11 protein-coding genes are annotated in these 12817 nt (G+C 66.1%); 2 read left to right on the forward strand and 9 right to left on the reverse strand.

What is annotated here, in order from left to right; translation table 11 throughout:
• Positions 1–3: 3 nt before the first annotated feature.
• The 5 genes from FKZ61_RS16925 to FKZ61_RS16950 are packed head-to-tail and all read right to left on the reverse strand — an operon-like array spanning position 4 to position 6401.
• Positions 4–1578, reverse strand: coding sequence for an acetolactate synthase large subunit (locus FKZ61_RS16925; protein ID WP_141611315.1), 1575 nt, complete (start codon positions 1576–1578; stop codon positions 4–6).
• Positions 1579–1600: 22 nt separating this feature from the next.
• Positions 1601–3022 (reverse strand): amidase, encoded by a 1422-nt coding sequence (locus FKZ61_RS16930; RefSeq protein ID WP_141611316.1) that lies wholly within the window; start codon positions 3020–3022, stop codon positions 1601–1603.
• A gap of 26 nt (positions 3023–3048) precedes the next feature.
• The gene (locus FKZ61_RS16940) at positions 3049–4023 is read right to left on the reverse strand and encodes an NAD(P)-dependent oxidoreductase (protein ID WP_141611317.1); all 975 of its coding nucleotides are present in this window, start codon (positions 4021–4023) and stop codon (positions 3049–3051) included.
• Positions 4024–4040: 17 nt separating this feature from the next.
• Positions 4041–5201, reverse strand: coding sequence for a pyridoxal phosphate-dependent aminotransferase (locus FKZ61_RS16945; protein ID WP_141611318.1), 1161 nt, complete (start codon positions 5199–5201; stop codon positions 4041–4043).
• Positions 5202–5246: 45 nt separating this feature from the next.
• Positions 5247–6401 (reverse strand): VOC family protein, encoded by a 1155-nt coding sequence (locus tag FKZ61_RS16950; RefSeq protein ID WP_211358605.1) that lies wholly within the window; start codon positions 6399–6401, stop codon positions 5247–5249.
• A gap of 211 nt (positions 6402–6612) precedes the next feature.
• On the opposite strand from FKZ61_RS16950, the gene FKZ61_RS16955 reads away from it, so the two are divergent.
• The gene (locus FKZ61_RS16955) at positions 6613–7086 is read left to right on the forward strand and encodes a MaoC family dehydratase (protein WP_141611319.1); all 474 of its coding nucleotides are present in this window, start codon (positions 6613–6615) and stop codon (positions 7084–7086) included.
• 92 nt (positions 7087–7178) lie between these two features.
• On the opposite strand, the gene FKZ61_RS16960 is transcribed toward FKZ61_RS16955, so the two are convergent.
• From FKZ61_RS16960 to FKZ61_RS16970, 3 genes are all read right to left on the reverse strand, one after another.
• Positions 7179–8087, reverse strand: coding sequence for a carbohydrate ABC transporter permease (locus FKZ61_RS16960; RefSeq protein WP_141611320.1), 909 nt, complete (start codon positions 8085–8087; stop codon positions 7179–7181).
• Positions 8088–8093: 6 nt separating this feature from the next.
• Positions 8094–9038 (reverse strand): carbohydrate ABC transporter permease, encoded by a 945-nt coding sequence (locus FKZ61_RS16965; RefSeq protein ID WP_141611321.1) that lies wholly within the window; start codon positions 9036–9038, stop codon positions 8094–8096.
• Between the two features lie 130 nt (positions 9039–9168).
• A complete protein-coding gene (locus FKZ61_RS16970; protein ID WP_170199874.1) occupies positions 9169–10527 on the reverse strand; it encodes an ABC transporter substrate-binding protein in 1359 nt (452 codons plus the stop codon).
• Positions 10528–10933: 406 nt separating this feature from the next.
• Here FKZ61_RS16970 and FKZ61_RS16975 point away from each other — a divergent pair, with 406 nt between their 5' ends.
• Positions 10934–12310 (forward strand): NAD(P)H-dependent oxidoreductase, encoded by a 1377-nt coding sequence (locus FKZ61_RS16975; RefSeq protein ID WP_141611323.1) that lies wholly within the window; start codon positions 10934–10936, stop codon positions 12308–12310.
• Positions 12311–12358: 48 nt separating this feature from the next.
• Here FKZ61_RS16975 and FKZ61_RS16980 read toward each other — a convergent pair whose 3' ends face one another.
• A complete protein-coding gene (locus FKZ61_RS16980) occupies positions 12359–12715 on the reverse strand; it encodes a PIN domain-containing protein (protein ID WP_141611324.1) in 357 nt (118 codons plus the stop codon).
• Between the last annotated feature and the right edge of the window lie 102 nt (positions 12716–12817).

Below are 12817 nucleotides of genomic sequence, written 5' to 3' on the forward strand. Positions count from 1 at the left end.
GACTTAACCTGAACCGGAGCCCGGCCCTTTCACCTGCACTTCGATGAGGTGGGGGCCGGGCTCTGCCAGTGCGGCGGAGAGGACCCGGTTGAACTCCTCCGCGCTGGTGGGCCGGCTGGCCGGCACGCCCATCCCCCGGGCCAGGGCCACCCAATCGATGGCCGGCGCCGTCAGATCCAGCAGCGCCCCGGCCTTGGGCCCCCCTGCCTCCGCGCCAACCCGCCGCAATTCTCCCTGCAAAATGGCATACGCGCCATTGTTGAAAAGCACCGTGACCACATCCAACCCTTCCCGGGCCTGGGTCCACAGGGCCTGCAGGGTGTACATGGCCGACCCATCGGCCTCCATGGCCAGCACCCGGCGGTCGGGACAGGCCACGGCCGCGCCGGTGGCCACAGGTAGCCCCTGGCCGATGGCCCCGCCCATGACGCTGAGCCAGTCGTGGGGGGGCGCGCCCAGGGTCCACGCCTCCGCGTTGCGCCCCGAGGTGATGGATTCATCTGATACAATGGCTTCCTCGGGCATGAGGGCCGCCACACTGCGCCAGACCTTCTCCAGGGTAAGCTCGCCGGTGGGCAAGGGAGGACGTTCCGCCGGATAGCGGGGGCCGGTGTAGGCGGGCGCGGCCACGGCCTCGGCCAGGGCATCCAGCGCGGCCAGGATGTCCTCCTCCAGGGTGGCCAGGGTGTGGAGCGTGCACTCGGGCGGCGCCAGCAGGCTGGGCTGGTCCGGATAGGCGAAGAAGGCGACGGGCGGCTGCGCGCCCACCAGGATCAGGTGCTGGAGGTCGGCCAGCATGGCCCGGGCCTGGGGCGGCGGGTAGGGCAGCCGGGGGAGCACCGGCCGTCCCGCTCCTCGCTGCAGGCGGGCGTTGGCCCGGTTGCCGATGACCCGGGCGCCTGTGGCCTGGCCGATGCGCGCTGCCAGCTCCAGGCCGGGGTCGGTCACCGCCGGGCCGGTGAGAAGCAACGCCGTCCGCTGGCCGCTGCGCAAGATCCGGGCCACCTGGTCGACGGTGGCCGGATCCACCGGCCGGGGAGCCGGCCGCGGGACGGGCGGCGGTGGCGTGGCCCGCCCCACCGGGGACCAGGCGCAGTCGGCGGGCAGGATGAGGGTGGCCACCTGGCCCGGCGGCTGGAGGGCCGCGGCCAGGGCGGCTGCGGCGTCCGCTGCCACGCTGTCGGCATCCCGACAGGTGTGCACCCAGCCGGAGACCGCGCCGGCAATGGCCTGGATGTCAGAGGTGAGGGGGGCGTCGTGCTGGATGTGATACGTGGCGTGTTCGCCCACGATGTTGACCACCGGCGAGTGGGCCCGCCGGGCGTTGTGGAGGTTGGCCAGCCCGTTGCCCAGCCCGGGCCCCAGGTGAAGCAGGGTGACGGCCGGTTTACCGGCCATGCGCGCATAGCCGTCCGCCGCGCCGGTGCAGACCCCTTCGAAGAGGCCCAACACCGCCCGCATGCCGGGCACTGTGTCCAGCGCGGCCACAAAGTGCATCTCCGACGTGCCGGGATTGGTGAAACATACCTCCACCCCGCCGTCCACCAGGGTCTGGATCAGGCTCTGGGCACCGTTCATGGTCTCCTCTCCCGCTTTCTGTTCAGGCTACCAGCGGCGGCCGTCGCTTCCAGGTTTCGGTGGCCTGTTGGAAGGCGTAGGCCAGTTGGAGCACGCCCAGGTCATCCTGGTGGCGCCCCACGATCTGCAGGCCCACCGGGAGCCCCTCAGGCGTGAAGCCGCAGGGCACGGAGATGGCCGGCAGGCCGGTCACGGTGATGTAGTAGCACGACTTCATCCAGTCGATGTAGGTCTCCATGGCCACGCCGTTGATCTCGGTCACATATTCCTGGCCCACGTCGAAGGGCGGGACCTGGCTCACCGGCAGGAGCAGGAATTCGTAGGTTTCCATGAACTGCCGCACCCGGTGGTACAGAGCCGTCCGCTTGACCTCGGCCCGGCCCAGTTGGGGACCGGTCAGGCGCGCGCCCTGCTCCACATTCCAGACCACCGTCTCCTTGATCTGGTCCCGGTGGGCTTTGACCAGCTCGCCGTACTGGAGCTCGAAGGCCCACGCCCGCCAGGCCTTGAAAGCCTCGTCCGCGTCCCGGAAGTCGGGGGCTGCTTCCTCCACCTGGCAGCCCAGGTCGGCGAAGACGGGCAACTGCTCCCGGATGGCGTCGGTCACCCGGGGATCCACCGGGAAGGAGCCGCCCAGGTCCGGGCTCCAGGCGATGCGGGTGCCCCGGAAGTCCCGCTCCAGGGGCGTGGCAAATTTCGTCCCCGATTCGGCGATGGCAATGGGGGAGCGGGGATCGGGGCCGGCGATGGCGCTGAGCATGAGGGCCACATCCTGCACCGTCCGCGCCATGGGGCCCTGGACCGAGATGGGGAACCAGGCCACGGCCCGGGGATAGGCAGGTACCCGGCCGGGCGAGGGGCGAAAGCCCACCACGTTGCAGAAGCTGGCCGGGTTGCGCAGGGAGCCGCCGGTGTCGCTGCCGTCGGCGATGGGCTGCATGCCGCAGGCCAGGGCCACGGCCGCGCCGCCGCTGCTGCCGCCGCAGGTTTTGGTGGTGTCGTACGGGTTCAGGGTGGCCCCGAAGACCGGGTTGAAGGTCTGGGAGCCGGCGCCGAACTCCGGCACGTTGGTCTTGCCCATGGTGAGCGCGCCGGCCTGCTGGAGGCGCTCCACGATCAGGGCATTCTGATCTGGCACGTGGTCCCGGTAGAGGGGGGAGCCCCACGTGGTACGAATCCCCTTGGTGGGGACCAGGTCCTTGTGGGCGATGGGCAGCCCGTGGAGCGGTCCCATCGCCTCGCCCCGGGCCAGGGCCGCGTCCGCGGCGTCTGCTGCGGCCAGGGCCCGTTCCGGCACCAGGGTCACGATGGCGTTGACCTGGGGGTTGACCCGCTCGATCTGGGCCAGGTGGGCTTCCATCACCTCCCGGGCCGAGAGCTCCCGGCGGCGGATGCGCCCGGCCTGCTCCACGGCCGTCATGAAGCAAATTTCGTCGGTGGACATGGCGGGTTCCTCCTGGTGGGTTCTGGCTATGGGCCGACCTGGGCCAGGGGTGGCTGCCCCTGCCAGACCCGCTGTAGATTCTGGAAGATAAACTCGCCCCGGCGGGACCAGGTGTCGTAGGTGACGCCTGCGGTGTGGGGCGTGAGGAGGACGTTGGGCAGGCGCAGGAGGGGATTGCCGGGCGCGGGAGGCTCCTGCTCCAGCACGTCCAGGGCTGCGCCCCGGATCTGTCCCCGCTCCAGGGCGGCAGCCAGCGCGGCCTCGTCCACCACCGGCCCGCGGCAGGTGTTCACCAGCAGCGCGGTGGGTTTCATCCGAGCCAGCTCGGTCGCGCCGATGAGGCCTCGGGTCTGGTCGTTCAGGGGCACGTGCAGGGTCACCACATCGGCCTGGGCCAGCAGATCCGCCAGCTCCATCCGCCGCACGCCCAGTTCCCTTTCCACCGCTTCGGGCACGGGGTACGGGTCATAGTAGAGCAGGTCGGCCTCGAAGGCCCGCAGAAGCCGGGCCACCCGCCGGCCGATGTTGCCCAGGCCGATGATGCCCACGGTTTTCCCGTAGATGGTGTAGGTGGTTGCGCCCGAGTCAATGGCCCGCCAGCCCTGCTCCGGCGGGTCCATGCGCACGTTGCGGTCCATCTCCACCAGGCGTCGGTAGAAGCCCAGGATGAGGGCCAGGGTGTGCTCGGCCACGTCGATGGCGTTGGAGCCGCCGTTGTTGGCCACGGGGATGCCCATCTCCCGGCACAGGGCCAGGTTGAAGCGGTCGAAGCCGGCGCTGACCAGTTGGATGAGCTTGAGCCGACGGCCGGCCCGCAGCACGGCATCCTCAATGTAGCCCGGGAAGAGGATCAGAAAATCGGCCTCCTGGATCAGACGGGTCTTCTCTGGAATGGGCAGGCTGTGGGGATGGATGGCCACCTGATAGTCGGCCGGCGCATGCTGGGTCAGCAGATGGGCGAGCTCGGGGGCAAGGGATGTGAAGAACAGGACGCTGGGCATACGTTTCGTACCTTTTCTTACCTTTCTAGAAAGCGACAGAGTCGTTCCATGGCCGGCTCCAGGACGGACATGTCCGGCGCGTAGCAGATGCGGATGGCCCCTTCGCCGCCCGGGCCGAAGGCGACGCCTGGCGCCACCGACACCTTGGTGGCCCTGAGCAGCTCCAGGGCGAAGGTGAAGGAATCTTCCAGTCCGTGGATGCGGGGGAAAAGGTAGAAGGCGCCCGCGGGCCTGGCCACGGAGACACCCCGGACCGATGTGAGGGCCTGGTAGCAAAAGGTCATGTGCTGATGGAGTTGTTCCACCATGGCGTGGATGTCGTCGTCGCCTCGACGCAGGGCCACCTCGCCAGCCTTCTGGGTCATGGTGGCCGCGTGGGAGACGATGAACTCGTTGAGCTGGGCGGCCTTCTGCACCAGATCCCGCCGGGAGACCAGCCAGCCCAGGCGCCAGCCGGTCATGCAGTAGGCCTTGGAAAAGGATTGCACCACCATCACCGCGTCGTCCCGGCTGCAGAGGCGCAGGATGGACGGCGCCACGGGCCCGGCGTAGTAGAGGCGCTCGTAGACTTCATCGGCCAGCAGCCAGAGCCGGTGGCGACGGCAGAAATCCAGCAGGGCTTGCTGTTCCGCCGGTGTGGCCACCCACCCCAGCGGGTTGGAGGGGGAGGTGTAGAGGAGGAGGCGGGTGCGGGGAGAGAGGGCCGCCTCCAGGGCGGTGAAATCCACCCGGTAGCCCTGACCGTCGAAGGCGAAGGGCACCTCCACCGGCGTGGCTCCGTAGAGGCGCACGATCTCCGTGCCATTGGGCCAGTTGGGCGTCAGGATCAGGGCTTCGTCGCCGGGGTCCAGGGCACAGCGGATGGCCACGTTGAGGGCCTGGACGCCCGAGGCGGTGATCAGGATCTCGGCCGGCTCCAGGGTCACGCCGTGGAGTTCGGCGTACTTGTCGGCCAGGGCCGCGCGCAGGCTGGGCAGGCCCGCGTTTTCTGAGTAGAAGGTGAAGCCGTCCTCCACGGCCTGGTGCAATGCCTCCCGGATGTAGGGCGGGGTGGGCAGCGTGGATTCTCCAAAATGGAGCTTGAATGTCCCTTCCATGGCAAAGGCCACGTTGGCCACCTCTCGGATCCGTGATGGTGTGATGTGGGCCAGGCCGGGTGCCAGAGAAACAGGTTGCATGGTGAACTCCGCAGAAAGAAGGTGGTGAGCGGGGCTGATGTCGCTTCAGGCTGGCGGCTGCCAGGGCGGCACCTGGAGGGGCGTGAGGTGGGCCTCGATGTGGTCCCGCTGGGGCTCCAGCCAGGGGGGGAGCTGGAGGCGCTGCCCCAGTTCCTCCACATCTTCGTCCACCGTGAAGCCGGGGCCGGCCGTGGCCAGCTCGATGATGTGGCCGTCGGGGTCGTTGGTGTAGATGCTCTTGAAGTAGACCCGATCCAGCACGGGGGTGACCTGGAAGCCATGACGGCGGAGGCGCTCCTGGAAGTGGCGCTGGGTTGCCTCGTCCGGCACAGCCAGGGCGAAGTGGTGGGTGCTGCCGGTGCCCACCCGGGCCCGGCCGGCCTGGGCCGGGTTTCGCTCGAAGTAGGTGACCAGGGTGCCCGGCGCGCCCTCGCCCACGCCCCAGTACCAGTGGGCGGAGCCGGGGTCGTCGAAGTTGGCGGTCATCTTCACCCGTCGCATGCCCAGCAGGCCTGCGAAGAACGCATGGGTGCGCTCGATGTTACTGCCGATGGCCGTGATGTGGTGCATCCCCCGGCGCAGGGCCATGTCCGGCGTGATGGCGGGGACGGGTTCTGGCCAGGTGTGGGCCTGGATGCGCGCCTCGTCCCGGTTGCGGACCACCATCTCCGGCGGTGGATCCTGGTGGGTCTGGCCCAACTGCTCGGCCGGCTCGTCCACCGTCCAGCCGGGCCCCACGGTGGCGATCTCCAGGATGGCGCCGTCCGGGTCTCGGAAGTAGATGGACTTGAAATAGTGGCGGTCCAGGGGGCCGGTCACGGTCAGGCCCAGGTCGGTCAGGCGCCGCTTCCACTTGAGGAGGACGGTTTCGTCCGGCACGGCCAGGGCGAAGTGGTGGGTGCCGCCCACCCCTTCCCGTCCCCGGCTGAGGTGGGGCCATTCGAAAAAGGTGATGATGGAGCCGGGGCTGCCCACGCCGTCGCCGAAGTAGAGGTGGTAAGTGTCCGGCGCGTCGAAGTTGACCGTCTGCTTGATCAGGCGCAGGCCCAACACGCCGGTGTAGAAGTCCACCGTGCGTTGCGCGTTTCCGCACACCAGCGTAATATGGTGAAGTCCCAGGATTTCCATGACGTCCACTCCATGGCGGCGGGCATAGGCCACGTGGCGGGTGCCTTCCAGGGTGGAGAGGTATGGTTGCACCCGTGCCTCCACTCTATCACGAGTCGGCCGATTGTTCAAAGCCATCTATGATTGGGGATATTGTTCACAATCGTCGGAGTTGGTTCATTGGGCGCCACTGTAGGGGCGCTGCTTGCTGCGCCCGTCACGGACAGGGCTTGCCCTGACCGCCCCTACGGATTGGGGCTTCACCCATAGGTGAGGACACATATCAACAAATGGAAAGGTAGCCATGGCAGGCAAGTATTTCGAGGAGCTGGAAGTGGGCATGGTGGTGCAACACCGCACGGGACGGACCATCACCGAGATGGACAACGTGCTTTTCTCCGCGCTGACCATGAACACCCAGCCGTTGCACATCAACGAGGATTATTGCAACCGGCACACCCAGTTTGGCCGGCGCATCGTCAATGGCATCTTCACCCTGGGCCTGACGGTGGGCATCAGCATCCCGGATCTGACCGAGGGCACCATCGTGGCCAACCTGAGCTACGAGCACGTGCGCCACCCCCGGCCCCTCTACCACGGCGATACCCTCTACGTGGAGAGCCAGGTGCTGGAGAAGCGGCCGTCCCGCAGCAAGCCGGACCGGGGCATTGTGCGCTTTCGGCACATCGGCCGCAACCAGCACGGCGAAGTGGTGATCGAGGTGGAGCGCACGGCCCTGGTGCTGAGGCGGCCTTCCGACGGCCAGGGCGCCTGGTAAATCCCGGCAGAAATTCGCCGATAGGTTCCGCCAGAAGTAGTGCGCCCAGAGGGCACCCGGAATTTCTGCCGTGGTATTTACGCCAGACTGTACTAGAGCTTGAGGCCGCTCAGCACCACGCCGGAGATGAAGTAGCGCTGGGCAGCGGCGAAGAGGGCGATGACAGGGATGGTCATCACCGCGGCCGCGGCCATGAGCAGGTGGTCGCGCGGGTCGTTGGTCTCCAGGGGGATGTACTGGAAATAGCGCAGGCCCACCGCCGCGGTGAAGAGCTCAGCCCGGTTCAGGTAGATAAACGGGGCGAAGAATTCGTTCCAGTCGTTCAAGAACTGGAGGATGGCCACCGTGGTGAGGGCGGGCTTCATGAGGGGTACGATCACGCTCCACAAGATGCGGAAAGGACCGGCACCGTCGATGAGCGCGGCTTCGTCCAGGTCCCGGGGGATGCTCAGGATGAACTGGCGCAGAAGGAAGATCATGAAGGCGCTTCCCCCCAGCCAGGAGCCGATGGTCAGGGGCACGTAGGTGTTGATGAGCTTCAGCTTGAACCAGAGCAGGTACTGGGGGATCAAGGTGACCGTGCCCGGGATCATCATGGTGCCCAGCATCAGGATGAACCAGACGTTTTTGCCCACAAAGTTGAAGCGGGCAAACGCATAGGCGGTGAGGGTGGCGGTGATGATGGTGCCCGGGATGGTGATAAAGACAATCAAAAAGCTGTTGGCCATCCAGCGGGCGAAGGGGACCGTCTGGAAGACATCCGCGTAGTTGTGCCACTGGGGCGTCGCCGGCCAGAGATGGGGCGTAAAGGAGCGGAGCTCCTGCCAGGTCTGCAGCGAGCTGGAGACGGTCCAGTACAGCGGAAAGGCGAACATCAGGCCGGCCAGGGTCAGACAAAAATAGGTGATGACTTTGGTCAGGGTGCGACGTTTCCGCACCGCTTCCGACGTGTGCCGGTCGATACTGATGGGGCGCGTGGCCATGTCAGATGTCGTGGTCATCGGGGCTTACTCTCCGTAGTAGAAGACCCAACGTTTGGACAGACGCATCTGGAAGATGGTCAGGGTCACAATGATGATGGCGAAGAACCACGCCAGGGCCGCGGCGTAGCCCATGTTCCAGTAGTCGAAGGCCTGCTTCCAGATGTGGAGGCTGAAGAACCAGGTGGCGTAGCCCGGGCCACCCTCGGTGGCCACAAAGGCAGCGGCGAAGGTCTGCAGCGCGCCGATGATACCCAGGACCGTGTTAAAGAAGATGGTGGGCGTGAGCAGGGGAATGGTGACGTGGCGGATGCGCTGCCAGGTGTTGGCACCGTCAATGTGCGCGGCGTCGTACAGGGAGTCGGGAATGCCCTGGAGGCCGGCCAGGAAGATGATCATCTGGGTGCCACCGATGCCTCCCCAGAGCCGCATGAGGATCAAGGAGGGGATGGCCCACTGCCGGTCGGTGAACCACCCCGGTGGGTTGGCGACCCCCAGCTCCCGCAGGGCCTGGTTGACAATGCCAAAATCGGTGTTCAGCAGCCATTTCCAGAGTACCACCGAGGCCACCAGCGGCACCAGGGAGGGCATGAAAAAAAGCGTCCGGTAGACGGAGACCCCTTTGAGCTGCTGGTTGAGGAGGATGGCCAGAAACATGGAACCCAGCACGCCCAACGGTACGCCCAGCCCGGCGAAGTAGAAGGTGCGCACCAGGGATGGCCAGAAGAGGTCGTCGTTGGTGAACATCTTGACGTAATTGGCCGCGCCGATGAACTCGGGTGCGCCCAAGACGTCGTATTTGGTCAGGCTCAGATACAGGGAAGCCAGGCCTGGCCCCACGAACAGGCCAAAAAAGCCGATCAGCCAGGGGGTCAGGAAGAGGTAGCCGTACAGGTTCTCCCGCCGTCGGGCCGGAGACCAGGCTCGCCGCCTGGCCGCCTTCTTCCCCGCTTCGGTCGCGATGGTCGTCATCTGGAACTCCTCAGGGTGTCGATGATCAGGGCAGGAGGGCGCAGGCGGACGCCAGTGCGCCCACCCACACCCTCCCGCCGTCAGCCGCGAACGGCCGCGGCTCTCTCGCGTCCATCCCATCGGGCCGACATCAGGCCGGGTCCATATCCAGCACGTCCTGAACGGCCTTGTGGAGATCTTCCAACCCCTGCTCAAAGGGAATGGGGTCGTTGGGATCCAGGAGGAGCTGCACCCGCTGGGTGATGGCATCGGTATATTCCCGTCCCCGGGAATTGGCCGGCGCGTAGGCCGGAATGCCATTTTCCAGGTTCGGAATGAACCATTCGTGGATGGGGTTTTGTTTCACCAGCTCATCCAGCACGTCCGGCCGGACCAGCGCGCCCTGCCCGGCCACCAGGTTGAAGCCCAGGCACCCCTCGAAGTTGGTGATGTGTTTGATGAATTCGTAGGCCTCCTGGGGATGGGCGCTGCTCGCGTTGATGTTCCACGTGCCGCCCCGGATCTGGCAGGGGAAACGCCCATCCTCCCGGGTGGGGAAGAGGCCCTGCCAGGCTTCGGCAATGCTGGGGTCCTGGATGTCCCGGTCGAAGTTGCGGACGTTGAGGGAACCGGCCCAGTTCATGGTGATCTTCCCCTCCAACTGGGCCGCGGCCACGTTGAGGTCGCCGCCGGGCGAGGGCAACACCTTGTCCACCACGGCCAGGTCATAGAGCCAGCGGAACGCCGCCTGGGCCCGCTCGTCGTCCAGGATCAGGCAGCGGGTTCCCTCTTCGTTGATGAAGGTGGTGTTCCAGATGCGGCAGAGGACGGCGACGGCGGACTCGCTGTAGGGGAAGGCCATGCCGAACCGCTCCCCCTCCTTGTAGAAGGTGCGGGCCCATTCGCCGTAGGTTTCCATGGAGGTCTCGTGGCCCATCGGGTCCGGCGGCTCGATGCCCGCCTCTTCAAAATGGCGCTTGTTGATGACCATGGTGTCGTGACCGGCCCATCCCCAACTGGGCAGGCCATAAATCTTCCCCTTATAACGCTGGATGGTGATGAACTGTTCAAACCACTGGCTCAGGTCCAGGTCATCTGCCTCCATCAGCTCATCCATGGGCCCGATGATGCCCTTGTCGATGGCCCGCCAGAAGTGATAGTGGGAGGGGTCGAAGGCGATGATGTCGCCCAAATCGCCGGCCGCGTGCATGGCGTACATCTTGCCGTAGTTGTCCTGCTGGCTGGATCCGGTCAGGGGGCGGAATTCGATGTCGATGTTGGGGTGTAATTCCTTGAATGTCTCGATCCGCTCTTCGTTCCAGCCGGTGCCGGGCCCCCGGAAGGTATCCCAGATCAGTTTAATGGTGTCGCTGCTGGCGGTCGCTTCTCCGCCTTCACTGCCGGTTTGGGGGGCAGCCGCCTCCGGCGCACTACAGGCGGCCAACAGGCTACCGGTCACCAGGGCGCCGCTGAAACGCAGGAACGTGCGCCGTGAGATTGGGGTGGACATGGGCAGAACCTCCTTGTGGTTTTGGGTTTGAAGTGACATGAAGCCAGCGTCGACTGGCATGGGTGTAGATCGCATCTGTGGGCGGGGGTGGGGAGTGCCAGACTGCGGTCTACACGGTGAAACACAGACCGATTCCTGCAAAGAAAAAGGATCGTTGCAGGCCGATGGGATGGAACGTCAACGATGCTCGGGAACAGATGGCGCGCGTGGCAAAATGGTCTGACCATTCAGGCTGCTCGATTCTAGCATATCCACGCTCGGGCTGTCAACCAGGATTTCGCCGGCCAAATCGGCTATCTTCCAGGCCGACGCCTGCCCCAATTTGCGTGGCCGTTGGCTGCAGTGGGACAATACGGTCGCATTCCATGCCGTTCAACCCACCCCATCAACCACCAGGAGGATCCCCATGCTCAGCATACGCCTGGCCCAGCGCGCGGCAGAAGGGCGGCCCATCCGGGTCGGCATCATCGGCACCGGCAAGTTTGGCGCCGGCCTGGTCGCCCAGATCTCCCAGATGCAAGGCATGACCGTCTCGGCCATCGCCGACATCAACCTGGATCACGCCATCCACGCCTACTCGTCCAGCGGCGTCCCGGCGGAGGCCCTCGTCACCGCGGAGCGGGCCGCCGCCATCGACGATGCCATCCGCGCCGACCGGCCGGCCATCACCCAGGACGGCCTGCTGGTGGCCCAGTCCGAATTGGTGGACGTGGTGGTGGAGGCCACGGGCGTGCCGGACGTGGGCGCGCGCATGGCCTACGAGGCCATCACCCACAACAAGCACGTGGTCATGGTCAACGTGGAGGCGGACGTCACCGTGGGGCCCATCCTGCGCCGGCTGGCCGACGCGGCGGGTGTGGTCTACACCCTGGTGGACGGCGACCAGCCCGGCTGCACCATGAACATGGTGGACTGGGCCCGGGCTCTGGGCTTCGAGGTGGTGGCCGCGGGCCGGGGTACCATCATGTACGCCGACGACCGTCAGGGCACGCCGGACACCGTGCCCCAGCGCTTCGGCTTCAGCCAGGAGATGATCCAGCGCCGCACCATCAACCTCAAGATGTACAATTCCTTCCGGGACGGCACCAAAGCCCAGGTGGAGATGGCCGCGCTGGCCAACGCGGCCGGCCTGGTGCCCGACGTACGGGGCATGCACGAGCCGTCGGTGAACATCGAGGACATCGCCCGGGTCTTCAGCCGACGGGAAGAAGGGGGCATCCTCAGCCGCCACGGCGTGGTGGAGCTGGCCAACAGCGTGGCGGAAGATGGCCAGACCCTGCTGCCCAATGGCCTGGGCATGGGGGTCTTCGTGGTCATCCGCACAGACCATCCCTTCACCCAGGAAGATCTGCGCGCCTACTACCTCCACCCCGGCGGCAACGGCCACAACTACCTCCTCTATCGGCCCTACCATCTGGTCGCGGTGGAAGCGCCCATCTCCATCGCCAAAGCCGCCCTCTACGGCGAGCCCACAGGGTCTCCCCTGCCCACGCCCACGACGGAGGTCATCACCGTGGCCAAGCGCCATCTGGAAGAGGGGGAAACCCTGGACGGCGGCGGTGGCTACACTGTCAATGGCCTTTGCGAGCGCGTCGACGTGGCCCGGGCGCAGGGGCTTTTGCCCCTGGGGCTGGCTGCCGGTGCCCGGCTGAAATGTGACGTGGCCCAGGGGGAAGCCATCACCTACGACATGGTGGAATTGGTGGAGGATTCTTTTATCCTCAAGCTGCGCCGCCTGCAGGATGCCACCATCTGGCCGGCGGGCAACGCAAGAAGCGCATGAAGGGCGCCGCGGCAAGCCCCAGGGCACACTGTCTTGCCGCCTGGCTGCTTACTTGTAGGGCAACGCCTCCAGCGCCACATGGCCGGTGAGCGCTTCAAACTCCGGGTCTTTGTGGAGCAAGATGGCCTGGGTTTGAAGCGCATAGGCCGCTATGATGGTATCTACCAGGGACAAACGATGGATGGCTTTCAACCGGGCGGCAGTGAGCAGGACTGCTTCCTCCAGCTGCCAGAGGAACGTTGCCGGGAGCGCCTTCATCAGGGCGTAGCGTCGCTCTGCTTCTGGCACGCCCCGTTCCTGTTGGCTGATATAGTTCACTTCCAGGAGGCTGACCCAGGTAATGAAGGCCGATCCGCTGCGTAACACCTCTTCAACCCTGGTTGCACCGGCCTCATCTTCAATCAGGGTTAGAAGGGCCGGAAGGGGAACGTGATTTACGACCTGCCTGTCTGCCCGGGAGTAAAATGGGGGTGGATGAGGGTCGAATCATGCCAGCGAGGAGGTCGT

Source organism: Litorilinea aerophila (assembly GCF_006569185.2).
GTDB lineage: Bacteria > Chloroflexota > Anaerolineae > Caldilineales > Caldilineaceae > Litorilinea > Litorilinea aerophila.

Coding starts and splice junctions, on each gene's coding strand:
- FKZ61_RS16930 (WP_141611316.1), bottom strand. CDS start 3,022: ATGTCCACCGACGAAATTTGCTTCATGACGGCCGTGGAGCAGGCCGGG.
- FKZ61_RS16940 (WP_141611317.1), bottom strand. CDS start 4,023: ATGCCCAGCGTCCTGTTCTTCACATCCCTTGCCCCCGAGCTCGCCCAT.
- FKZ61_RS16955 (WP_141611319.1), top strand. CDS start 6,613: ATGGCAGGCAAGTATTTCGAGGAGCTGGAAGTGGGCATGGTGGTGCAA.
- FKZ61_RS16965 (WP_141611321.1), bottom strand. CDS start 9,038: ATGACGACCATCGCGACCGAAGCGGGGAAGAAGGCGGCCAGGCGGCGA.
- FKZ61_RS16925 (WP_141611315.1), bottom strand. CDS start 1,578: ATGAACGGTGCCCAGAGCCTGATCCAGACCCTGGTGGACGGCGGGGTG.
- FKZ61_RS16975 (WP_141611323.1), top strand. CDS start 10,934: ATGCTCAGCATACGCCTGGCCCAGCGCGCGGCAGAAGGGCGGCCCATC.
- FKZ61_RS16945 (WP_141611318.1), bottom strand. CDS start 5,201: ATGCAACCTGTTTCTCTGGCACCCGGCCTGGCCCACATCACACCATCA.
- FKZ61_RS16960 (WP_141611320.1), bottom strand. CDS start 8,087: ATGACCACGACATCTGACATGGCCACGCGCCCCATCAGTATCGACCGG.
- FKZ61_RS16970 (WP_170199874.1), bottom strand. CDS start 10,527: ATGTCCACCCCAATCTCACGGCGCACGTTCCTGCGTTTCAGCGGCGCC.